The following is a 24,683-nucleotide window of genomic DNA, read 5'->3' as shown; positions in this document are numbered from 1 at the left end:
TAATTCTCTACTTCTTTTGTTCAATCTTATACTGAAATAAGACTGGATACTTTAAATAGCCCGCATCATAAAATGGGGTTTTCGAATATAACCAATTCAAACGGGCTTTAGGATCAGATTCAAAAACTTTATCTTCTCTGAGTTTTTTATCAAATTCTAAGGCCAATTTAGGATTATCTTTTAACATCGAACGTGCATAAGGTACTAATGCATAATTTTCAACATACTCAGTTCTCTGGAATATTGTATTAAAATCACCCCAAGCAAAAAATGAGTCTGGTGCTTCAGGATGAAGCAAATGGGTAGCAAGTTTTCCTCTAGCTTGGTCTGTAGCTACTCTGTACCATCCATTAAGTGGTTTAACTTCAATATCTTGATAACTGAAATTCGCTTTAACTCTAAAACGTCCTTCAAAAGGCATTTTGTCGAATTCAAAATTTTCAACATCTGCTCTTTTCAATGCAGACACCGGTGAAGTATCCGACACTTTCTCGACAACGATACCTTGCAACGTTAATTTATTGACAATCTGGCTGTATGCTGGCGGCAGATAAAATGCTGTTGGTACTTTTACCTTATTCACAATCTCTTTTCGCCAAAAAATTGGAAGATTTTCATAGTATTCTGCTTCACCCAAATACTTCACTTCAGTTTGGCCAGATAAAGCACTGTTGAACTTTTTATATTTAATACCTTTGAACTTAATAAAATCCGGTTCTTGTGAATACTTACGATCTAAAACAAGTTCACTTGGTGTTGTTTGCTCAGCAACAACTGCACTTTTTAGTGTTTGATAGTGGATTGATAAAGCGTCAATGGCGCCATCAAGAAAGACATATGTACCGAGAACCCGTTGCTTATAAGGTTTTAACGAATGATTTTCTACCAATATAGTGGGGACTGTCGCTAAATCGCCCCAACCATTTGAAAACCTTGGCCCCGCAATCCAACCTGCTAAACCAGACTTAAACTCTCGCTTGTCCATGACAAAAACCAGAGGTCCAGGAACATGTTCGCTGTCTGTTAATGTCTTATGAATATGTGGCTGAAACTTATCTTCTAAAATCTTTGCTATTTTCGGTGATTCACTCGCAAAAGAAGGCGTAAAACCATACGTCACATCATATTGGTAGTCCGCGCCATCAGTTACATGTACATCAACATATAAATCAGGTTTAAATTCATTGATTACGTTGATCACTGACATCACTTCTGGGGTATCTAGTTTTGTGTAATCACGATTTAAGTTAAGGTTGTTACCATTAGTTCTGAAGCCCATTTCAACAGGGCCTCGTTGGTTAATTCGATTAAATTTACTACGACGCTCATGACCATCGACGTTTAGAATTGGAATAAAAAGAATATTAACTTTTGTCAGTATATCTCTTCTTTTACCAGTTGCTATATCTCTTAAAAGCATGAAACCTGCATCTTTGCCATCAATCTCACCCGAATGAATTCCAGCTTGGATCAAAATCGTTGGCTTGCCATTACTTTTAATCATATTTGCAGAGAATTGACCACTTTCACTGGCAACAATCATTTTGATATTTCGTCCAGCATTACTCTGCCCGATATCAATACTTGCAAATTGAGTTGGATTTGCAGCAATTAAACGATCAACAAACTTAATTGTGTCTTCGTAGCTAGGAGAAACCTCTCCACCACTGAGCTCAAAATCCGTCGTTAAAGGGCCTGAATTCTGAATTAATTGCAAACTTTTACCTTGCCAAGGCATTAATGGCGGCAGATGACCATTCACACTCAACACAGTAGATAACATAATAACGTTTGCAAACATGTAAAAGACTCATTAACAATTTATAAGTTAGATGAATTATATCAATCTTTTACAATCCAATTTAGAATGTGCGGTGATTCAACAAAAAAATGCAGCAAATGACATATTCGGCATTTTTTATCTATGAAATTAACTTGAAATAACAAAATGAAATCAATATTAATCACTGGCTGCTCGTCTGGTATCGGGTATTTTTGTGCAAAAGAACTTCATAAAATGGGCTATAAAGTCATTGCTAGTTGTCGTAAGCCTGAAGATGTCTCACGTCTTATCGGTGAAGGATTAAACTGTGTTCACCTCGATTTGGCCAATGAGCAAAGTATTGAATCAGGCTTCAATGAAGCTCTTAAGCTTTGTGACAATAAACTCGATATCCTCTTTAATAATGGTGCTTATGGCCAACCAGGCGCTGTCGAGGATTTATCGACTCAAACTTTACGGGCACAATTCGAAGTCAACTTTTTTTCTTGGCACCACCTTACTAATCTCGCAATTAAACATATGAGAAAGTCAGGAACAGGCAAAATAATTCATAATTCTTCTGTGCTTGGTTTGGTTGCGCTTCCCTATCGAGGTGCTTACAACGCAAGTAAGTTTGCGCTTGAAGGTTTAACTGATACTTTGAGAATGGAGTTAGCTGAGACTGATATTCACATCAGTTTAATTGAACCAGGACCGATTGCTTCTAAATTTAGAGAAAATGCTAAACAGGCTTTCATAACTAACATTGAGATTGAACAAAGTGCACACGCTAACAACTATCGCGCACAACTAGACCGCTTAGAAAGCCAAACATCTCCACAAAAATTTACTTTAGGTCCAGAAGCGGTGCTAGAAAAGTTACTTCATGCAATGAATGCAAATAAACCTAGGCCACGTTACTACGTCACATTTCCAACCTACTTCATGGGTGTTATGCGTCGTATTTTAAGTACAAGACTTCTAGATAAAATCTTAATCAAAAACCGCTAAAACTAAAAAAGGAGCCATAGGCTCCTTTTAAATCAATAAGTTTAAAACTTATTAAGCAGAAAGACCGTCTTTTGCTTTAGCAACTAATGCTGCGAAAGCTACTTGGTCGTATACTGCGATATCAGCTAGGATCTTACGATCGATTTCAACAGATGACTTTTTAAGGCCATTGATGAAACGGCTGTAAGATAGGCCGTTTTGACGTGCTGCAGCGTTGATACGTGCAATCCATAGTTGACGGAAAGTACGTTTCTTAGCGCGACGGTCACGGTAAGCGTATTGACCTGCTTTAGTTACAGCTTGGAACGCTACGCGGTAAACACGTGAACGTGCTCCGTAGTAACCTTTAGCTTGCTTTAATACTTTTTTGTGACGTGCACGTGCGATAACACCGCGTTTAACTCTTGCCATTTCTGATATCCTCTATTAAGCGAATGGTAACATACGATCGATTAGGCCTAGGTCATTCTTATGAACCATAGACTTAGCACGAAGGTGTAGTTTACGCTTTGAAGACTTCTTAGTCAGAATGTGACGAAGATGCGATTGTTTACGCTTATAACCGCCTGAAGCAGTCTTTTTGAAACGCTTAGCTGCGCCTCTGTGTGTTTTTAGCTTGTAAGCCATTGCAATAACTCCAAATGTATTGCGCTAATCAATGTAATAAGGCGGGTAAAACCACTTGTAGAGCCTTATTACAACCTAAATTCTGGTGAGAAATTAATCTACTTTTACAGACCAGTTGAACTAGGTAGCCAAAGCATTTGAGACCTAGTTCAAAATCGGAGCGTATTATGCCGTGTTTATGCTTTCTTAGCAATAGGTGCCATCATCATAATCATTTGGCGACCTTCAACTTTATTTGGGAAAGATTCAACTGTTGCGATATCTTCCAAATCAGTTTTAACACGTTTTAATAAATCTATACCAATTTCTTGGTGAGCCATTTCACGGCCACGGAAGCGAATAGTGATTTTAGCTTTATCACCAGCTTCTAAGAATTTTCTTAGGCTACGTAATTTAACTTGGTAATCACCGATGTCAGTACCTGGACGGAACTTAATCTCTTTGATTTGAATTTGCTTCTGCTTTTTCTTTTGTTCTTTTTGTACTTTTGCTTTTTCGAAAATGAACTTTCCGTAATCCATCACCTTACAGACTGGCGGTTCAGCATTAGGACTTATTTCTACTAAATCCACACCTAGTTCATCAGCAATAGCTTGAGCTTCTCTTAACGAAACAACACTAGGTTCTTGGCCTTCAACGCCAGTTAATCGAACTTCTCTCGCTGTAATTTCATCATTAATACGATGTTGTTTTTGAGCTGTTGGTTGCCCTTTTTTGCCGCCTCTAATGGTACGATCCTCCAAAAAATCAAAAGATAGAGCGTGTAGCATTAAGTATTGTTGTTAGCTACACGCCATAATTTTATTTACGGTTTTTAATCTCTTCGCTTACTTTTGCGATAAAGTCTTCAACCGAGAACTTGCCAAGGTCTTCACCTTTACGAGTTCTTACCGCAACCTCTTGTTGTTCGACTTCTTTATCACCAACAACAAGTAAATACGGGATACGTTTTAATGTATGCTCACGAATTTTAAAGCCAATCTTCTCATTTCTCAAGTCAGCACAAGCTCTAATTCCAAGTTTATTTAATTTTTGCACAATTTCTTGTACATAATCAGCTTGTTTATCGGTGATATTCATAATCACCACTTGCTTTGGTGCTAACCAAGTTGGGAAAAGACCCGCATATTCTTCTGTTAAGATACCGATGAAGCGCTCAATAGAACCTAAAATTGCACGGTGGATCATAACAGGCGTCTTACGCTCGTTATTTTCGGCAACATAAGTTGCACCTAAACGACCCGGTAAAGCAAAATCTAATTGCACTGTGCCACATTGCCATGCACGGTCTAAGCAGTCATATAATGTGAATTCAATTTTAGGACCGTAAAACGCACCTTCACCTGGTAGGTATTCAAATTCAATACCATTCGCTTTTAATGCATCAGCCAATGCTTTTTCTGATTTATCCCACATTTCGTCGTCACCGATACGCTTTTCTGGACGCGTTGATAACTTAACAACTATGTTTTCAAAACCGAAAGTTGAATACGTGTCATATACCATTTTGATACATGCTGACACTTCATCCATCACCTGCTCTTCGGTACAGAATACGTGCGCATCATCTTGAGTGAAACCACGTACACGCATCAAGCCGTGTAATGCACCTGATGGCTCATTACGGTGACAACAACCAAACTCAGCCATACGCAATGGCAGATCACGGTAAGATTTTAGACCTTGGTTGAAAATTTGTACGTGACCTGGGCAGTTCATAGGCTTAATAGCATATTCACGTTTTTCTGATTCAGTTGTGAACATCGCATCTGAATACTTATCCCAGTGTCCAGACTTTTCCCAAAGACCACGGTCCATCATTAATGGGCCTTTTACTTCTTCGTAGCTGTACTCACGTAACTTTTCACGAACAAAGTCTTCAAGCTCACGGTAAATGCTCCAGCCATCATTATGCCAAAATACCATGCCTGGCGCTTCTTCTTGCCAGTGCCATAAGTCTAACGCTTTACCAATTTTACGGTGATCACGCTTTTCAGCTTCTTCAAGACGCTTTAAGTATGCTTTAAGCTGTTTCTTATCGGCCCAAGCTGTACCGTAAATACGCTGTAGCATCTTGTTATCAGAGTTACCACGCCAATACGCACCAGCCACTTTCATGATCTTAAAGTGTTGGCAGAACTTCATGTTTGGCACGTGAGGACCACGACACATGTCTACGTATTCTTCGTGATGATAAAGACCTGGTTTGTCATCCTTCGAAATATTTTCGTCTAGGATTTCAATTTTGTAGGTCTCACCGCGTGCTTCAAAGGTGTCTCTTGCTTCTTGCCAAGTTACTGTTTTCTTAACAACGTCATAATTTGTTTTTGCAAGCTCAAGCATGCGCTTTTCAATTGCATCTAAATCTTCTTGTGTTAGAGAGCGATCTAAATCGATGTCGTAGTAAAAGCCATTGTCGATAGTCGGACCAATCGCCATTTTCACATCAGGGAAAAGCTGCTTTATTGCATGACCAATTAAGTGAGCACATGAATGACGGATAATTTCTAAACCGTCTTCATCTTTTGCTGTGATGATTTGTAGATTTGCATCTTCAGAGATTAAATCACATGCATCAACTCTTTCACCATTCACTCGTCCAGCGATGGTTGCTTTGGCAAGACCAGGACCGATATCTTGAGCTACTTCTAATGTTGTTACTGGATTTTCAAAAGCACGCTGACTGCCGTCAGGAAGCGTAATTACAGGCATGATAATTCCTATTTACAGTGGTGACACCTACCAAGTATCACGTGTATTAAAATTTAAAAATTGAGAACCTTTTACAACGCTTTTACGAATAAGCATTGATAAACTTATTGACTAAGTTAACTAAGGATTTTTAGTGAAGCTTATTTTGGCCTTCACAGTGACTAAATTCAAGGGAAAGACTAAAATTAACTTTGTAAATTGATGAATAATTGAAATTTTAAATGCTTGAACATGAATCAATAAAAATTGCCACGTTTAATCTGCTCAATTTTGCAGCACCCCCGTATCGTTTTTATTCTGAATTCGAAGGGTATACACAAAGTCAGTGGCAATCTAAAACTTTATTTATTTCTGAATTGTTAGCTCACATGTCACCTACCGTGGTTGCCTTCCAAGAAGTGTTTTCAGTAAATGAGCTAGAAGAGATTTGTAAAGAGCAAGGCCTGCCCTATTTCTCGGCCGTTTCAGCTGTCAAGCATGAAGCTTTAAAACCCGATGTACTGTATTCTCCGGTTGTTGCTATTGCTTCTAAATATCCAATTGAATCTTTAAATTGTCTGCTCCCCAATAAAGACTTACTTGATTATTTTGGCCATCAAACACCATTTGGTTTTAACCGCACGCCCATTAAATGCAAGATAAATTTACCTGGCATTGGTTTTGTAAGTTTTTATGTGGTCCATTTAAAATCACAGCGGCTTATCACCGATGGTAATCTATTCGAGCAAATAAATGCAGAGCCTAAACTTCGTCATTATTACGAGCAGTCATTTGCATTACTTAGAAACAGCCAAGACCGCTCATTAGAAGCTTCAATAATCATGCACGATGTTATGACCAATAATCAAAATATGCCTGTTATCGTTTTAGGTGACTTCAACCATAATCTTGAGCATGCAAGCTTGTTACCTTTTAATATTGCCAACGATCATTCGTTCAAAGATGTTCCTTCTGAAAGTGGCTTAATTGATAGCTATATACTTTCACAGCAGGCCATGCAGGGTGAAGAAAAACCTGCAACACATTTTTATCGTGGTAAAGGTAATGTATTAGATTATATTTTACTCTCACAACACTTTGATCCCGTGCAAAGTAACTGTGCTATCAAAGAATTGAGCTATTTTACATTCAATGGCCATTTATCAACACAAAGAGATGGAGAAGATATTCGATATTCAGATCATGCAGCTATCATGATTGATTTATCAGTTTAAGCTTTAGCTTTATTCGTCTCACCGTTATAATTACTAACTAGTTTCAATATATTGGAAAGATTATGAGAACATGTGGTGTTGAAATCACAGGCAGTGAAGTACTTTTATGCTTGCTGACAAAAGAAGAAGACGTTTTTGATATTCGCGATGTACGTCAAACACGCTTTACCCTTGGTCAGGTTGGCCAAAACACTGAAGAAATGCGCAAATTCCAATTTGATTTCGCAAAATTATTAGAAGATTATCAAGTTGACTCAGTTGCCATCAAACAACGAGCACCTAAGGGTAAATTTGCAGGTAGTGCGACAGGTTTTAAAATCGAAGCTGCCATTCAATTAATAAAAGATGTGGATGTCAAAATTTTATCTGCAACTGAAATTAAAGAGCAATTGAAGCGTAACCCACTACCAATCGACTTTGAAGAAACTGGGCTTAAGAAATATCAAGAGACTGCATTTGTTAATGCATACGTATACATCATGATGAAAACATACCGCCCAGAAGAGCTATAAACAATAGACTCAATAAATATCCGGCAATATCTGGCCGGATATTTATTTCACTTAAGACAGGTTTATTTATGCGTTTCATATAAAGAATCCGACACCTTTCTTAAATCAACATTATCAATATAGTCATCACTCAACGTCAAAATTGCATTTAAGTTATTTACTAACTTTTCTTTTTGTAGCTCACCTGGCTTCAATGCCGTTTGTAATAAATGTAATGCCATATCGGCCATAAGCAAACGTTGTTTTTCTTGCCAATCTTCATCTGCACGGCTTGCAGGATGTAATCTAATGGCCTCTTCAACTTGATCGTGAATCGACCAACTTAAAGTTAAAATATCTTGTCTCTGCTGCTTTTCCATAGCACACCTCTAGGATTGAAATTAGGCCGTGAATATCTTTTAAATGTGTTTTTTAATGCAAGGTTCCACAACTTTTAGCTTTGATCAAATAAATGAAATCTTCAATACGCCTTTGGTCATATCTTATAGTGAATTGTTTTGTGCTTTAGGGTTTTTTGGGTAGTAGTTTGTAGGCTGGCTCTGGCATAAATCAAATTCACGGGTGTTTTTATAAGGTAGCTTCATAAAACCCGCCACGCCAAAGTTGTCGATACACAATGCGTACTGCATGATTTCTTCTAAAAGCGCTTTAAATTGTTTTTCTTTAGATGCATCAAGCAATCGATAGTAATGGTGTATTTTCAAACGGTTTTCTACCGATTCAAAAATAATACACCCGGTGTGGTGAATTTTGTTTAGCTCAAAAACGCATTGAATGATACTTTTTGGCAACTGCAATTGCTCGTCAGGGTCTTTACCATCTTCAAAATAACTATGTGGACGGGTAATTTCTTGGCTACTGGTATCGACTACGGAGTAATTTAATTGTGGTAGTACATCAAAAATAAACGCGCCGGTACTATCTCGCTCTAACTGTATCGTTTGCCTTGCATCGAACAAACAACATTTGAACAACCCCTTTTGGCTAATACCTTGGGCGAGCATAACTGTCGCATTAACTGAGTCAGTGAATGCCTTATGCAATGTGTCATCATGCAAAATAAGACTTGATTCAATATGTAAATTCTCTTCTCGCCAATGAAAGCTTAAGCCACCTACCACCGGAAATTTTGCTAATCGACTTATCGATGCTAAAAAAGCTTTTTCGGTATCTCCGGTATCAAACAAAAACTCTTTATAATACCTGTCGAGCTGAGCATCATTCACATCGAGTAACTGTTCGTTATGATCGGCGCGACGTAAAAACTCCTTGCGAGAACTATACACTACAGTATCAGGCTCAAGTTCAAATTCATGAACCCAAAATGGGATTGTAGCTTTCGTTGTTTTATTATTTAATTCGGGCAAATAAACTTTAGCCATACTTGGCATATTGCGGATGAAGTAGTCTCCTGCTGCATCTCGTAATTTTTTGTCCTTAGACAGCATATTGTCTATGACTGTCGCAAATTCCTTTGGTAGCCCTAGGCTTGCAGCCGGAATGACACCCACACCAAAGCGGCATGATTGTGCACTGGCCAATGCATAGAGTGTTGATGCAACACCTTGTTCATCAAACCGTGGCGATGACTGCATACCTGACATTTGTTCATCACCAATAAAGTACACATCCCCCATGCGGGCATTGGTACTCGATAAATCTGCCGACATTAAGTCCATGATGTTGCTGGCAATGACTTCTCCATATTCATCAATTTGCGCATAGACAGAGCTGCCCCAATCAACCAGAGAAAACTCATCTGTATCAACATCCCAAACAATATTTGACGGTTTGATGTCACCGTGGACAATAGGTTGTGGACTTAAACCATTTTTATGACGACGCAAATCTAACAACACATTTCTGAGTTTTAACGCTAAGCTCATGATGTCTTGCACGGAGAAACGGCCTCGTTTAAGTGAGATTTTTTCTAAATCTTCTCCTTTTGCTCTGGCCATCATCAAAATGCCTTGTTTTTTTACCCGTTCAAAAGCAAAAAATTTAGGCACCATAGGATTGTTTATTTGCGATAGCATATAGGCTTCGTCTTCAAGCCTATCTCTGACACTTTGAGCAAGGGTAATTCGAGAGAATTTAAACACCCACTCCTGCCCGTCTTCACCAATACCTGCGAATACAAATCCGAAAGCACCTGAGCCAATTTCTTCAACATTGCTATAACCAAGTAACTGCAATTGTTTTTTACATATATTTAGCCACTGTCTATGCTTTTTTGCGTCATGGTGAGAGAGCAGATAAATAGATTGCTGTTCGTTGATATAGAAATTATTGATTGATTTGGCAGTCATAATTATTGTTGTTTTGATCAAAAAAGGCCGATAAATCGGCCTTTTATATTGAAGATTAAGCTTGTTCTATTTTAGCCCAAGAATCTCTTAAACCAACCGTTTGGTTGAATACAAGACCTTCTTCTTTATTGTCGCGGCAATAATAACCTAAACGCTCAAATTGGAAGCCTTGTTCAACGGCTGCTTGAGCTAAAGACGGCTCAAGTTTAGCTGATTTAATCACAGTGAGTGAGTCAGGATTAAGCGTTTCAACAAACGACTCAGCAGCGGCTGGGTTTGGTACATTGAACAATCTGTCATACTGGCGTACTTCAGCTTCAACACAGTGTGTAGCCGACACCCAGTGAATAACACCTTTTACTTTACGGCCATCAGCTGGGTTTTTGCCTAGTGTATCTGGATCATAACTACAGAAGATAGTTGTGATATTACCCTCAGCATCTTCTTCAATACGTTCAGCTTTAATAACATAAGCATTGCGTAAGCGTACTTCTTTGCCAAGTACTAGACGCTTGAACTTCTTATTCGCTTCAACGCGGAAATCTTCACGCTCAATGAATAACTCTTTCGTAAATGGTAATTCACGGGTGCCCATAGACTCTTCAGAAGGATGGTTAGGTGCAACTAATTGCTCAACTTTGCCTTCTTCGAAGTTTTCTATCACAATACGTACAGGGTCGATAACTGCCATCGCACGCGGTGCGTTATTGTTTAGGTCATCACGAATACATGCTTCTAACATGCCCATTTCAACCATGTTATCTTGCTTGGTGATACCGATACGCTTACAGAACTCACGAATTGAAGCTGGTGTGTAACCACGACGACGAAGGCCTGCGATAGTAGGCATGCGTGGGTCATCCCAACCATCAACATGGTTCTCAACAACTAAATCATTTAGCTTACGCTTTGACATAACCGTGTATTCAAGGTTTAAGCGAGAAAATTCGATCTGTTGTGGGTGACACTCTAAAGAGATGTTATCTAAAACCCAGTCATAAAGACGGCGGTTATCTTGGAACTCAAGTGTACATAGTGAATGTGTAATACCTTCTAACGCATCAGAAATACAATGCGTGAAGTCATACATAGGGTAAATGCACCACTTATCACCTGTTTGGTGGTGATGTGCAAAGCGAATACGGTAGATGATAGGATCACGAAGTACCATGAATGAGCTAGCCATATCAATCTTAGCTCTAAGAACACATTCGCCCTCTTTGAACTCACCTTTACGCATTTTTTCGAATAAAGCTAAGTTTTCTTCAACTGGCGTGTCTCTGTATGGACTATTTTTACCTGGCTCTGTTAATGTGCCTCGGTATTCACGCGCTTCATCAGGTGATAAGAAACATACATACGCCAAACCTTTTTCAATTAGTTCAACTGCGTAGCCATGAAGCTTATCGAAATAGTTTGATGAATAGCAAATTTCACCGTCCCAGTTAAAACCTAACCAAGATACATCTTCTTGAATTGACTTAACGTAGTTGATGTCTTCTTTTTCTGGGTTTGTGTCATCAAAACGTAAGTTACATAAACCTTGGTAATCTTGAGCAATGCCGAAGTTTAAACAAATAGATTTCGCATGGCCAATATGTAGAAAACCATTTGGCTCAGGTGGAAAACGTGTATGAGTAGATTGATGCTTGCCACTAGCTAAATCAGCATCAATAATATTTCGAATAAAGTTAGTTGGGCGATTTTCTGTGTCCGCCATAGATATGCATTCCTCTGAATCAAGCATTCTTATACTTGCCGCATTATTACAAAAACAAATAAGAACTAACAGATGTTAAGCCGTATTATTTAAAGAAACTGTCTTAGAAATCTAAAACCGTTCGAAAATATGACAATTGTCTTAAACATTGTCCTATCGCAATAAATCTTTCATGAAAACTCGTTAATGTTCGCCTCAGATTGACTACCAAGGATTTAAGAAAATGGCATCTAGCAGTTCTAACCGAGTTTATATTCCAACAAACGCAAGAAACAACCAATATATCTTAGCCGAGTTCAAGCCTGGTGATGAGTTTGTATCAAGCTTTGACAATATTGATAGTTGTTATGAGCGCATTGCACGAAAGTTATTTTTAGCCTGTGAAGAAAATGGCTTGTACAACGTTCACATGATTGCCAATGATAAGTTGCCTATTACACGTTTTCATGAAGAGTCATATTGCCTACAAACAGAAAAGCAAATGTTATTTTTCTATAACCCGAAATACCATGAAGCACACAAGTCATATTGGCAAAATGGCGTAAGAGCAAAGAAAGTACGCCTACTATTTTTAGCTACAGGTGATGAACTGCGTGCCAACGCAGCAAATTTTCATAAGAAAGTAATCAAAACATTACAAGATTTAAAGTCTAATTTGGGCGTTGAAGATGAGTTTAAAGTAAGAGACCACCAGCATCTTACTTATGACTTGTTTGCTAGAGTTAAGGGTCATAAAGAGACGTATGGCTATAAACTAAGAAGCCTCTATCCTAGATACGAAGCTCGCCAATGCCATATTCCAGAAAATCATACAGAAATGACCTATGTTACATTCAACATCCCGGTTACTCGTGCTTTAAAAACTCAGTTCAAGCACTTACTTGAAGATGAGCACTACACACAATTTTATACTTTTATAGAAGATAAATTCTTTAGTGCTTGCGGTTATAAACAAATAACACAGGCCGGCTTTGTTGCGGATGGGCGTCTGCCATTAGTACGAAATAGCAAGATTGATAAGTCTGCACAAAATAGCGAATTACAAAAGTTAAGCTTTGATATTTGTTCTGATGATGTGCAGTTTAAAGCGCACTGGGATAAATCTCAGTTAGTTGATACTTTGCATTTTGTAGTTGTTGCAAAGTCAAGCGACAACAAGGATATGGGATATGGCAAGTTCATGAATAATGTAGAAGCTATGATCAGAAGTTTATCTCAAACACTCGAGCTTTCTCCTCAAAAGCAAGAACTTAACGTACGCTTCTTCCAACATATTAGTTATTGCGCTTAAATATCAAAAGGTACTGTATGAATTCCACAATACAGTACCTTATTTTAATCCACAGTATATTTAGTTACGATTTCTTGGATTTTACCTAGTTCCTTTAAGCGCTTTATTGCAGTATTAAGTTTTGGTAAAAGATGCTTTTTTGACTTATTCAATCTAATTTTCAATTCACCTTCTGTATGGAGCTGGTCGAGTCTAATTGAAACGCCAAGTTTATCTGCCCAATATTTAGCTGGTAAATCTCCAATCAAAACTCGCTCCACACGTTTTTTAGATAATGCCAGAACTAACTCTTTTTCTGATTTAAAATCTATACGCGTAAAAGTATTATCATCAAAATAGTAGTAACCTAAAATAGTACCTACCTCATCTTCATATGCCATGGGTGAAAGTTTGGTTGAAGACAAGCTTGCATAATATTCTTTAATACCTAATAAACTATCTGAAAATATAAATTGTTCTCCCGCAAACTCATTAGCAAACCATGCTGGAGACACAACATCGAAATCTAACAGGCCGTTTTCCATTGCATATACCGTTCTTTTTGGAGGAAACTTGAGCTCAATGCCATGAATGTCAGCCTCTTGAAGAATTAAAGGGATTAATTCACCTAAAATTCCGGGGTTGTTTTGCTCTGGGATATAGTATGGGTACCAAGAATCAGAAGCAGCTAAATTAAAACGTAAGGCTTCTTTAGCTTGCAATGGCATTACCAAAAAAATCAAAAATAGATAAACACTAAATTTCAATTAAATACCCTATAACTAATGAACTAGTTTAAAATACTTCAATCTATCATTCACATCTTTAGTCGATGTTTCTAGTTTGTTCATATCTTGGGACATTTGCTCAAGCATTGATGTATTTTGTTGAGTCGACCTATCAAGATTACTAACAGCAGAATTAACCTCACTAATACTTGTACTTTGTTGCCTAGTCGCATCATTTAAATTTTGGGTTAGTGCATTTACTTCAGAAATATTTTCTAGAATATGTTCTAAACGTTGGTGCGAATTTTGAGAGCTACTATAACTCTCTTCAACCCTATCGATATTTTCTGATACCAGCTCTTTTATCTTCTTAGCAGCATCAGCAGAGCGTTGAGCTAATTCCCTAACTTCACTTGCTACAACAGAAAAGCCCTTACCTTGCTCTCCTGCCCTTGCCGCTTCAACAGAAGCATTAAGTGCCAGTAAGTTTGTTTGAAAAGCAATTTCATCAATCATGACAGTAATTTGAGCTATTTCTTGGCTTGAATCTCTCATGCTCTGTGTTACTTCAACAGAGCTTCTCATTACTTCCATTGCGTCTTCAGCAATTTCTTTAGAGTCGAGCATTTTGTTAGATACAATTAGACTTTGCTCGGCAGTTTCATCAACGCTAGACGCCATTTGCTCCATTGAAGCTGCAATTTCTTCTAATGCCACGGCCTGCTCTGTACTTCTTTTCGAAATATCGCTGGCAAATAATTTTTGGTCGACACAAAGAGATAAGGTGTGAGTCGCTGAATTATTAATATCTGTGAATACATTTTTAAGTTCATTCAATGACTGATTTATTGCTTCACAAATACGATTAATATCTCCCGGATAAGATGTCTCTATTTGATGGTGTAAAGAACCTTGCTTTTGTAATTCAGAACAAACTTGAATTTCATGAATTGCACTATTAAGCATATATAACATGTCATTCATATTGCTCTTTAAAAGAGCGAATTCTCCATGCATTTCGCCCTCAACCTGTTTATCAAACAGGCCCTGTTTAAGATTGGAAGTTACCCCTGAAATTTCAGAAAGTACAAATGACACTCTTTCTGTTGAAAGGTTCATAGCAGTTTTTAATTTATCTAAATGGCCTTTGTATTCCCCTACAACTCTTGAATCCAGAACCCCTTCACTTTGGTGAACTGACACTTGAACAATCTCTAAAATTGCACGCTCTAAGTTATCTAAAGATTGGTTAACGCGTTGTTTGAGGGTATTTAACCGACCAGCATAATTCTGTTTTATACGTACGGAGTATTCACCAACTTGCAGCGATTCAAATAGTTTCTCTGTATCCTCCACAAATTTATCTAAATTATTAGAAGAGGAGTTAAAAGTATTTTTTAACTGCAATAACCTGCCTTGGTAATTTCCATCTAAACGCTTGTTAAACTCGCCACGATTTTGAGCAACAAGCGCATCGGATATTTCATTTACAGCACTCTCGAGACTTTGCATACTTTCGTTAAAAGATGATTTTAACTTATACATTGAACCTTTTTGTTCAGAGGTTATTCTGCCGGAGAAATTCCCTTTTTGAAGCATACTCATGCTATGAGAAACTTCATTAATTGCCGTCTCTATGGTTACCATTGCGAAATCAACTCGGTCTCGTAACGGCCCTTTTATATTTGGTGACATCCTTGCAGAAAAGTCCCCATTACTGAGTGCTGTCATAATTTTATCTAATGCACCCATCGTATCACTTAAAGTCTGGCTGCTTTTGTTTACTCCCTCCTTTAAACTCGCCATATCTCCTTTGCAAGCGTACTTTACTCTTTGATTAAAATCGCCATGAGCAACAAATTCCATCACTGATTTAATTTCATTATTGACCTCGTTCAGTTCTTGTAAAAAATTATTAAATGAACGTGTCGCTTGACCTACCTCATCGTTAAGATCTGAGTTAATTGTTTTCGAAAAATCAAAATCTTGGTTTACTTGAGTTATGAATCCACTGAGATTTTGCAGGCCATCATTTAGACTTTTAGCGACTTTCAATGCAAAACTCACAATTAAGGAAATAATGACAATACAGCTAACCAGAGAAATAACGAGTAATGACATGGCTTTTGTTTTGGTAGATTGCGCATATTGACTAATTAATTGCGATTTTTTATCCGCAATGCCTTTAATCGACTTTATTCTACTTGTTGCATCAGCAAACCAGTTTGAATTATCACGTCCTGAAAAAACTAAATTACCGCTACTGAGTTGTTCTGAGATAAATGTACGGTATGGCAGTATTTGTTCATCAAGGTTGTTTAGCTCTGAAAATTCTGACTTAAATAATTTAGGATCAAGTAATTGCTTAATAAAATCTACTTGTTGAAGTTGGTCACCTTGAAATAAAGATAAACTAGCAAGTTGAGGTAACGAGATCTTACCGCGATTAAAAACGCCATTTAAAAGTCCACGCTCTTGACCTGCGCGCTCTTTCATCCAAAGAATGGCTATTAAGCTCTTCATACTTTTGGTCGCATGTGGGTCGTCTGTATAATTTGCAAAAGTACTTGCTGCATCAAGGGCAAACTTATTAGCTTTAGAATAAAATGCAAAAGCGCCTGATTGTTTGTCTAGTTCATCTACTTTTGATCGAACTGTTTCTAATGCTTTAAAATGCTTAAGTAAATCGTTAATAATGAGTTGAGTAGATTTAGGAAAGTCATCAAGCTGCGCTTCTGTAAGTTTGAAAAGTTGTTTTTTGGCAATATCCGCCTTTTTTCTTTGTGCGAGTACCTTTTCTTTTCCTTTGCCACCACTAGCAAGAAAGCCTGCTGTAAGGCCGCGTTCAACAGCGAAGTTGTGTGCGGTTTGGTCAAGCACACTGACCGCATTTACATAAGCTTCTAATCGAGAAGCACTTTTATAATTTAAGTACTGAGAAAAAACTAAATAAATAAAACTAACTAAAACGAAAAATGTTGGGATAACACTGAGCAGTGTAATTTTTGTTTTAATTTTTAAGTTATTAATTAAGCCATCAAACATGACCGTCAATCCATAGAGCGAAAGTATGTACTTAAAAGATAGTAAACAGCTGAGAAAATAGGAAAAAATTTGAGTAAAAAAAGGCTTTGCATGGAGCAAAGCCTTGATAATATCAATCTTTAAAGTCGAATTCCGCCATCAACTTCGACGACACGACCTGTGAAAAAGTCATTTTCAATGATGTATTTTGCAGTGTGCGCAATTTCTTCCGCTTCGCCTAAACGACCAACCGGTTTCATCTTAACCAAACGCTCTTTCGCTTCAGGTTTCATCGCATCCGTCATTTTAGTACGGATCACACCCGGTGCAATTGCACCGACACGAATACCAAAACGACCAAGTTCTTTCGCCCATGTTGTTGTCATGGCAACTACACCTGCTTTAGCAGCTGCGTAGTTGGTTTGACCCATATTACCCGCGCGAGCAACGCTCGACATATTAACAATGACACCACCTTCTCCGCTTTCGACCATTTTTGCAGCCGCTTCTCGGCCACATAGGAAAACACCAGTGAGATTAACGTCAATCACAGATTGGAATTGTGATAATTCCATTTTCGCAGTGACTACGCCATCTTTTGCTTTTAACAGCAGACCATCGCGAAGTATACCAGCGTTATTAATAAGTACATGTACAGCACCGAAATCACTGACGATGTTGTTGAAAACCGCTTCAACGTCAGCCTCAACACTGACATTAGCCACATATGTTTCAACTTTAACATCAAGCTTAGTCAGTTGCGCTTTTGCTTCAGCCAATACTTCATCTTGCATATCGATTAAAGCAAGGTTAGCGCCTAGTTCTGCCATTTGTGTCGCCATCGCAAAACCTAAGCCTTGCGCGCCACCGGTAATGACAACCGTTTTATTTTTAATGTCCATAATGCAGTCTATTTTTCACTATAAAGTTTAAAGATTGCGCTAAAGTCTTCGGCACCTTTGCCTTGATTTTGCATCAAGTTGTAAAGGTTTTTCGCCAATGCGCCCATAGGTGTTGCCGAGTTAGTTTGTTGCGCAGCTTGCTGAGCTAAACCTAAATCTTTGGCCATTAAGTCCACCATAAAGCCCGGCTTATAGCCATTTGAACTCGGAACATTCTCAAGTACATCTGGACAAGGATTATAAAGCTCTAACGTCCAGTTACGACCTGAGCTGTTAAGCATAATCTCACTCAGCACTTTTGGATCTAGACCATGGTCTATACCCATCTGTAGCGCTTCACTGGTCCCTGCCATAAGTATACTTAACAGCATATTGTTACAGATCTTCGCAACTTGCCCTGCACCAATGTCACCTGCATGATAAATATTTTTACCCATGTTAGGCAGTATCGTATTTGCCAATTCAAAACACGCCGTTGACCCACCCACAATAAAGGTTAGCGTGCCTGCTGCGGCACCTGCAACACCACCAGAGACCGGTGCATCTACGAATTTAATACCCGCTTCGCCAAGTGCTTTGCCAACAAATTGTGCTGATTCTGCATCAATTGTTGAGCAATCAATAACTAAAGTGCTTTTGTTTAAATGGTTTACTAGGCCATTTTCGCCAGTGTAAATCGCTTTAACATGCTTGCCTGCAGGTAACATACTGACAACAAAATCAGCGTTCTTGCAGACTTCTTCTACCGCGTTTACGGCAGTTGCACCGGCTTCTACAAGAGATGCGATTGCGTCTGGGCTTAAATCAAAAACGCGTACTTCGTGACCCGCTTTAACCAAGTTGATGGCCATTGGACCACCCATATTGCCTAAACCAATAAATCCAATTTTTGCCATTGTTATATTCCTTACAAACCTTGAAGTGGATGCTCTGACCAACGCGCTTTAAAAAAAGCGTTAACCGCTTCATCAGTCACACTTTGTGTATTTTCAAACTGCCAGTTTGGTGCGCCATCTTTATCGATTAATAATGCACGAACACCTTCTTGGAATTCACCAAATTCACCTGCAGCTACCGACATACCAAGCTCTAATCTAAAGCAGTCTGATAATTCCAAACCCTTTGCGCGTTTTAATTGTTCGCTGACAAGCTTTGCACTTAATGGTGAGCCATGTTGCAGTGATTTTTGTGCGCGAGATAGCCATTTGTTATCCGTTGCATCAAGAGACAAAATGGCATCAATTTGCGACTCTAAGCTGTCTTTAGTGTCAAGCTCTGCTATCACTGATTGTAGTGGTTCAATTTCGCTCGCTGGCTCGTTACTCGATTGGTTTTGTAGTGAATGCAACACCTCAGAGAGTAAGCCATGATTATACTCTGCGCTGTTTTTCCAATCTGTACCCAATAAGCTTGCTAACACCTCACCGTAAAGTTCGGCATTAACAAAATGATCTGCCAAACCAACAAATTGAGCATCTTTGGCATTGATTGACGCGCCTGTCAGGCCTAAGAATAAACCCACACCCGCTGGCATCTTATTTAAGAAATAGCTGCCACCGACATCTGGGTATAAACCAATAGTGATCTCAGGCATAGCAATACGGGCTGTTTCTGTCACAACGCGGTGACTTGCGCCTGCCATTAGACCTAAGCCGCCCCCCATGATGATACCGTTACCCCAAAGTAAGATAGGCTTTTCATAAGTGTGGATTTGATAATCAAGTGTATATTCTTCGCTGAAGAAGGTTTCAATATGCTTATTGCCATCATTCGCAGCCATTGCTTTGTATAAGCTGACTACATCACCACCGGCGCAAAACGCTTTTTCACCATGACCTTTTAAAACTACCAAAGCGATGGCATCGTCATTCGCCCATTCAGTTAACTGAGGCGCTAACAAGCGGATCATATCTAAGTTGAGTGCATTCAGTGCTTTTGGCACGTTTAAGGTGGCAAACGCCACCTTTTTGCCATTATCACAGTCAGCCAACTCAAATACGACTGGCGCATCTGCTTGGTTTAATAACTGTAATTTTGCCATTAGCCGTTCACCCAATTTGGTTTACGTTTTTCTAAGAACGCATTCACGCCTTCTTTTTGATCTTGCGTATCAAACAAGGTCACAAATAGTTCACGCTCTAGCGGCAGTGCACTGTTGATTGTGCCTGTGCGACCTTTTTGAATAAGCGCTTTACAAGCAGTCACCGCAACTGGGCTTTGATCTGCCACTTTTTCAGCTAGAGCAAGTGCGGCATTGAGTACCTCGCCAGTTTCAACCACTTCTTCCACTAGGCCAATTTGTTGTGCTTTGTCAGCTTTTAGACGTTCGCCACATAAAATCATGCGCTTAGCCCAACCTTCGCCAACAAGCCACGATAGGTTTTGCGTACCACCAGCACAAGGCAGTAAACCAACTTTAGCTTCTGGTAACGCCATTTGCGCTTGGCTTTCAGCAATACGAATATCACAAGCAAGCGCCACTTCTAGACCACCACCCATTGCAAAACCGTTGATTGCGGCAATCGAAACACCTCTGAAATCACTCAACGTTTCGAAAGCTTCACCGAATACACGAGACATATCAGCAGCAACACCTTTGTCGCCGTCTGCGAATACGTTTAAGTCAGCACCAGCTGAGAAGAATTTCTCGCCTTCACCTGTGATCACTAAAGCGTAAATTTCTTTATCTTGATTTAGTTCGATTACAAGATTCTTTAAACCGACCAAGGTATCACGTGTCCATGTATTCGCAGGCGGGTTGCTCATTGTTACTACCGCGATGTTACCCTGCTTTTCTAATTTAAGTTGTGCAGTCATTTTGGTTTCCTTATTACAATACGCTTGGCGCGCCTTCAGCTAAAATACGACGACCGATGATCACGCGCATGATCTCATTGGTGCCTTCAAGAATTTGGTGAACACGTACATCACGTACATGACGCTCTAATGGATATTCTTTGATGTAACCGTAACCACCATGAATTTGTAATGCGTCGTCACACACTTTAAAACCAACATCAGTTGCAAATCGTTTTGCCATTGCACAGTAAGTGGTTTTTTCGCTGTCGTTAGTGTCTAGTTTAAATGCCGCAAGGCGAACCATTTGACGTGCCGCAACAAGCTCAGTATTCATGTCTGCAATCTTGAACTGTAGCGCTTGGAATGCCGCAAGGGGTTTACCGAACTGTTCGCGTTCAGTCATATATTGCTTAGCTGTGTTAAGTGCTTGCTGCGCAGTGCCGATTGAACATGTTGCGATGTTAATGCGACCACCGTCTAGACCTTGCATTGCAAACTTAAAGCCCTCACCTTCAGCCCCCATTAGGTTTGCAGCAGGAATACGCACGTTTTCAAAGGTGACAAGACGTGTAGGTTGTGCATTCCAACCCATTTTCTCTTCGGCTTTACCGTATGAAATACCTTCAGCATCCGCTGGTACAACAAACGCAGAAATACCTTTCGGACCCGCTTCACCAGTACGTGCCATTACCACAAGTACGTCAGTTTCACCGGCACCCGAGATAAACATTTTAGAGCCGTTTAACACATAGCTGTCGCCATCTTTATCAGCTTTAGTTTTAAGTGACGCGGCATCAGAGCCTGAACCCGGCTCAGTTAAACAGTATGATGCTAACAACTCACCCATAACTAGTTGATCGATGTATTGTTCTTTAACGGCATCAGTACCAAAGCTTGCAATCATCCAAGTTGCCATGTTGTGGATTGTTAGCATAGCGGTTGTTGCTGTACAGCCCATAGCAAGCTGTTCAAAAATAATGCTTGAATCTAAACGTGATAAACCAAGGCCACCTGCCTCTTCTGGCGTGTATAAACCACAAAAGCCTAGTTCACCGGCTTTTTTAATCACGTCTTTAGGGAAAATATGTTCGCGATCCCACAGCGCAGCGTTTGGCGCTAGTTCACTCATTGCGAATTGATATGCTGTTTCGGCAAATGCCTGTTGATCTTCATTTAGATTAAAGTCCATAAAAGACCTCTTGTTGTCAAAGGTGAGCCGCTCATGTCGGCTCACATTGTTATTATAAAAATAGAATAAAAAGGATTAACGTAGATTTATGCTCATATTAGGGCCAGTTACGACCTCATCATCAAACCAACGTGAAGTCACCGTTTTCGTTTCTGTGTAGAAACGCACACCTTGCTTACCGTAGGTATGCTGGTCACCGTAGAAAGAGTTTTTCCAACCTGTGAATGAGAAGAAAGGCAGTGGCACAGGAATTGGAATATTAATACCTACTTGACCTACTTCGATTTGCTGTTGGAATTTACGCGCGGCTGCACCACTTGCTGTAAATAAAGACGTACCGTTACCGTATGGGTTGCGGTTAATTAGCGCAATTGCTTCGTCTAGCGTGTCAACGAATACACAGCTTAAAACTGGACCAAAGATTTCTTCTTTGTAGATTTCCATCTCTTCTGTTACATCAGTAAATAGCGTCGGGCCTACCCAGTTACCTGCTTCATAGCCTTCAACTGTATAGTCTGAACCATCGACTAAACAGGTTGCGCCTTGATCTTTACCGCTTTGAATAAGTGAAAGAATACGTTGCTTAGCTTGTGGTGTTGTTTGCGGGCCATAAGCCGCTTCAGGGTCGTTCCAAAGACCTGGACGTACGCCTTCAAAACCTTTTTTGATGTCTTCTACCCACTCTTTTGATGAGCCAACAAAAACAGCCACTGAAATACCCATACAACGCTGACCACCAGCACCTACTGACGCACCAACTAGGTTATTCACTGTTTGCGCTTTTGACGCATCAGGCATGATCACCATGTGGTTTTTCGCACCAACGCACGCTTGAACACGTTTTTTGTGCTGTGTACCTTTGCTGTAAATGTAATGGCCAACATTACAAGAGCCAACAAAAGATACGGCTTTGATTTCTGGAGCTTCTAGAATTTGGTCAACTTGGTCTTTTGTACCGTGTACAACTTGTAGTACACCTTTTGGTGCACCCGCTTCTTCGAATAGTTCAACTAAACGCATTGGCGTAAGCGGATCTTGCTCTGATGGCTTAAGTACAAAAGTGTTACCGCATACAATCGCCATTGGGAACATCCAAAGTGGGATCATAGCAGGGAAGTTAAATGGGGTAATACCAGCACACACACCTAGAGGCTGTGTGTAAGAATACGTATCAATGTTTCGGGCAACGTTTTCAACGGTTTCGCCCATCATCATTGCAGGGGCATTTGCAGCTTGCTCAACTACTTCAATACCACGCCATACATCGCCTTTTGCGTCTTCGAACGTCTTACCTAATTCATGACAGATAATGGTCGCGATTTCTTCTTGGTGCTCTTTTAAAAGCGCCGCGTATTTCATCATGATACGAGCACGCTCTGGTACTGGCACGTTGCGCCAAGTCTTAAATGCTTCTTGTGCAGAATCAATCGCTGCTTTTACTTCTTGCTCTGTCGCACAAGGTACTTTTGCAAGTACTTCTTGGTTTGCTGGATTAACAACATCAATCCATTGCTCTGATGATGATTGAGTGAATTCGCCGTTGATGTATAAAGGTACTTGGTGCATTTGCACTCCTCCCCTGGTAAATAGAATAAAGGCACCGCTGTTATATTATTTATACGGTGCCTACAACTTGGTGTGATTAAACTTCGACTGCCAGTGCAACCGCTTCACCACCACCGATACACAGTGATGCAACACCTTTTGAAAGGCCGCGATTACGTAGGGCATGAATTAGAGTAACTAGGATACGCGCACCACTTGCACCGATTGGGTGACCAAGGGCACATGCACCACCATTAACGTTAACTTTGCTTTGCTCAAGACCTAATTCTTTGATTGCTAGCATAGTCACCATGGCAAATGCTTCGTTGATTTCCCATAAATCTACGTCAGCTTTGTCCCAACCCGCTTTTTCAAGTAGCGTGTTCATTGCACCAACTGGCGCAATTGTGAACTCAGCAGGAGCTTGTGAATGAGTTGCGTGAGCAACGACTTTACAAAGTGGTGTTAAACCTTGCTTTTTAGCTTCTGATTCGCTCATCAAAATAAGTGCTGCTGCACCATCTGAGATTGAAGAAGAGTTAGCTGCGGTAATGGTGCCGTCTTTTTTGAATGCTGGACGAAGACCTGGAATTTTGTCCGGACGCGCATTACCTGGCTGCTCGTCAATGGCGACTTCAACGTCACCCTTACGCGTTTTTAAAACATGAGGAACTACTTCGTTATTAAAGCTGCCGTTGTCAATCGCTTCATTTGCTTTGCTTAGAGAGCTAAGCGCAAACTCGTCCATTTCTTCACGCGTAATGCCATAATCATCCGCAGTTGCTTGTGCAAAACAACCCATCGCTTTATTGTCGTAAGCATCTTCAAGACCATCGGCCATCATGTGGTCTTTAATTTCACCATGACCCATACGCATACCGCCACGCGCTTTAGGAATAAAATATGGTGAGTTAGTCATGCTTTCCATACCACCTGCGATTGCAGATGAAATGCTGCCCGCTTTAATTAAGTCATGAGCAAGCATGGCAGCTTTTAAACCTGAGCCACAAACCTTGTTAATTGTCGTTGCGCCAGTTGAACGCGCTAAACCTGCGTGAAGCATAGCTTGACGTGCTGGTGCTTGACCAAGACCTGCAGGTAAAACACAACCCATGATCACTTCATCAATTGATGCGTCCGTAAGCCCTGTTTCGCTCATAACGCTTTTGATTGCAGTTGCGCCAAGCTCTGTTGCGCTTGCGCCTGAAAGTGCACCCATAAAGCCACCCATAGGGGTACGTTTTGCTGCTACGATTACAACTGCTTCGTTACTCATGTTAAACTCCTGTTCACAAGCTTCTTGCTTGTTTGTTTCAAAATGATGATTTGAGCATACCTAATATTTACGTTTACGCCAAC

At 39.8% G+C, this 24,683-nt stretch carries 21 protein-coding genes; 4 read left to right on the top strand and 17 right to left on the bottom strand.

Annotated elements, in window-relative coordinates; all coding sequences use genetic code 11:
- Positions 1-7 precede the first annotated feature (7 nt).
- A complete protein-coding gene (locus ACH784_RS08425) occupies positions 8-1,801 on the bottom strand; it encodes a M14 family metallopeptidase (protein ID WP_404394991.1) in 1,794 nt (597 codons plus the stop codon).
- Positions 1,802-1,948: 147 nt separating this feature from the next.
- Between ACH784_RS08425 and ACH784_RS08420 the strand changes: the two genes are divergently transcribed.
- Entirely contained in the window at positions 1,949-2,773 is an 825-nt protein-coding gene (locus ACH784_RS08420) for an SDR family oxidoreductase (protein WP_404394990.1), read from the top strand.
- 51 nt (positions 2,774-2,824) lie between these two features.
- On the opposite strand, the gene rplT is transcribed toward ACH784_RS08420, so the two are convergent.
- From rplT to thrS, 4 genes are all read right to left on the bottom strand, one after another.
- On the bottom strand, positions 2,825-3,184 hold the full coding sequence (rplT, locus tag ACH784_RS08415; RefSeq protein WP_070985178.1) for a 50S ribosomal protein L20: 360 nt from the start codon (positions 3,182-3,184) through the stop codon (positions 2,825-2,827).
- A 15-nt stretch (positions 3,185-3,199) separates the two neighbouring features.
- Positions 3,200-3,400 (bottom strand): 50S ribosomal protein L35, encoded by a 201-nt coding sequence (gene rpmI / locus ACH784_RS08410; RefSeq protein ID WP_023398350.1) that lies wholly within the window; start codon positions 3,398-3,400, stop codon positions 3,200-3,202.
- Between the two features lie 176 nt (positions 3,401-3,576).
- Positions 3,577-4,143, bottom strand: coding sequence for a translation initiation factor IF-3 (gene infC / locus ACH784_RS08405; protein ID WP_404395228.1), 567 nt, complete (start codon positions 4,141-4,143; stop codon positions 3,577-3,579).
- 58 nt (positions 4,144-4,201) lie between these two features.
- On the bottom strand, positions 4,202-6,112 hold the full coding sequence (gene thrS / locus ACH784_RS08400; protein WP_404394988.1) for a threonine--tRNA ligase: 1,911 nt from the start codon (positions 6,110-6,112) through the stop codon (positions 4,202-4,204).
- Positions 6,113-6,333: 221 nt separating this feature from the next.
- Between thrS and ACH784_RS08395 the strand changes: the two genes are divergently transcribed.
- Entirely contained in the window at positions 6,334-7,326 is a 993-nt protein-coding gene (locus tag ACH784_RS08395) for an endonuclease/exonuclease/phosphatase family protein (RefSeq protein ID WP_404394987.1), read from the top strand.
- Positions 7,327-7,388: 62 nt separating this feature from the next.
- Positions 7,389-7,838, top strand: a complete 450-nt coding sequence (locus tag ACH784_RS08390) for a DUF3010 family protein (protein ID WP_404394985.1) — start codon at positions 7,389-7,391, stop codon at positions 7,836-7,838.
- Between the two features lie 62 nt (positions 7,839-7,900).
- Here the strand turns inward: ACH784_RS08390 and ACH784_RS08385 are convergent, their stop codons facing one another.
- The 3 genes from ACH784_RS08385 to glnS all read right to left on the bottom strand — a co-directional run bounded on the left by ACH784_RS08385 (position 7,901) and on the right by glnS (position 11,867).
- Entirely contained in the window at positions 7,901-8,197 is a 297-nt protein-coding gene (locus ACH784_RS08385) for a hypothetical protein (RefSeq protein WP_404394984.1), read from the bottom strand.
- Between the two features lie 123 nt (positions 8,198-8,320).
- Complete coding sequence (locus ACH784_RS08380) at positions 8,321-10,147, bottom strand: serine/threonine protein kinase (protein WP_404394982.1); 1,827 nt, start codon at positions 10,145-10,147, stop codon at positions 8,321-8,323.
- A 55-nt stretch (positions 10,148-10,202) separates the two neighbouring features.
- Entirely contained in the window at positions 10,203-11,867 is a 1,665-nt protein-coding gene (gene glnS / locus ACH784_RS08375) for a glutamine--tRNA ligase (protein ID WP_404394980.1), read from the bottom strand.
- Positions 11,868-12,090: 223 nt separating this feature from the next.
- Here glnS and ACH784_RS08370 point away from each other — a divergent pair, with 223 nt between their 5' ends.
- Positions 12,091-13,158 carry a DUF3083 family protein gene (locus tag ACH784_RS08370; protein ID WP_404394979.1) on the top strand — a complete coding sequence of 356 codons (1,068 nt, stop codon included), beginning with the start codon at positions 12,091-12,093 and terminating at the stop codon, positions 13,156-13,158.
- Between the two features lie 44 nt (positions 13,159-13,202).
- Here the strand turns inward: ACH784_RS08370 and ACH784_RS08365 are convergent, their stop codons facing one another.
- From ACH784_RS08365 to ACH784_RS08325, 9 genes are all read right to left on the bottom strand, one after another.
- The gene (locus ACH784_RS08365; RefSeq protein WP_404394976.1) at positions 13,203-13,904 is read right to left on the bottom strand and encodes an ABC transporter substrate-binding protein; all 702 of its coding nucleotides are present in this window, start codon (positions 13,902-13,904) and stop codon (positions 13,203-13,205) included.
- A gap of 15 nt (positions 13,905-13,919) precedes the next feature.
- Positions 13,920-16,910, bottom strand: a complete 2,991-nt coding sequence (locus ACH784_RS08360; protein WP_404394974.1) for a methyl-accepting chemotaxis protein — start codon at positions 16,908-16,910, stop codon at positions 13,920-13,922.
- Between the two features lie 119 nt (positions 16,911-17,029).
- A complete protein-coding gene (locus ACH784_RS08355) occupies positions 17,030-17,791 on the bottom strand; it encodes an SDR family oxidoreductase (protein ID WP_404394973.1) in 762 nt (253 codons plus the stop codon).
- 8 nt (positions 17,792-17,799) lie between these two features.
- Entirely contained in the window at positions 17,800-18,687 is an 888-nt protein-coding gene (gene mmsB / locus ACH784_RS08350) for a 3-hydroxyisobutyrate dehydrogenase (RefSeq protein WP_404394972.1), read from the bottom strand.
- Between the two features lie 11 nt (positions 18,688-18,698).
- Positions 18,699-19,832 (bottom strand): enoyl-CoA hydratase/isomerase family protein, encoded by a 1,134-nt coding sequence (locus tag ACH784_RS08345; RefSeq protein WP_404394970.1) that lies wholly within the window; start codon positions 19,830-19,832, stop codon positions 18,699-18,701.
- The gene (locus tag ACH784_RS08340) at positions 19,832-20,608 is read right to left on the bottom strand and encodes an enoyl-CoA hydratase (protein ID WP_404394967.1); all 777 of its coding nucleotides are present in this window, start codon (positions 20,606-20,608) and stop codon (positions 19,832-19,834) included. The genes ACH784_RS08345 and ACH784_RS08340 overlap by 1 nt, the downstream gene beginning before the upstream one ends.
- Positions 20,609-20,621: 13 nt before the next feature.
- Positions 20,622-21,779: an acyl-CoA dehydrogenase family protein gene (locus ACH784_RS08335; protein WP_404394965.1), complete on the bottom strand. Its 1,158-nt coding sequence runs from the start codon at positions 21,777-21,779 to the stop codon at positions 20,622-20,624.
- Between the two features lie 75 nt (positions 21,780-21,854).
- Positions 21,855-23,345 carry a CoA-acylating methylmalonate-semialdehyde dehydrogenase gene (locus tag ACH784_RS08330; RefSeq protein WP_349286583.1) on the bottom strand — a complete coding sequence of 497 codons (1,491 nt, stop codon included), beginning with the start codon at positions 23,343-23,345 and terminating at the stop codon, positions 21,855-21,857.
- A 76-nt stretch (positions 23,346-23,421) separates the two neighbouring features.
- Complete coding sequence (locus ACH784_RS08325; protein ID WP_404394963.1) at positions 23,422-24,600, bottom strand: thiolase family protein; 1,179 nt, start codon at positions 24,598-24,600, stop codon at positions 23,422-23,424.
- Positions 24,601-24,683 lie beyond the last annotated feature (83 nt).

It is taken from the genome of Pseudoalteromonas phenolica (assembly GCF_044788725.1).
In the GTDB taxonomy this organism is placed as follows: Bacteria; Pseudomonadota; Gammaproteobacteria; order Enterobacterales; family Alteromonadaceae; genus Pseudoalteromonas; species Pseudoalteromonas phenolica_C.
Note: the sequence above shows the minus strand (reverse complement) of the source record. Positions and strands in the feature narration are given on the sequence as shown.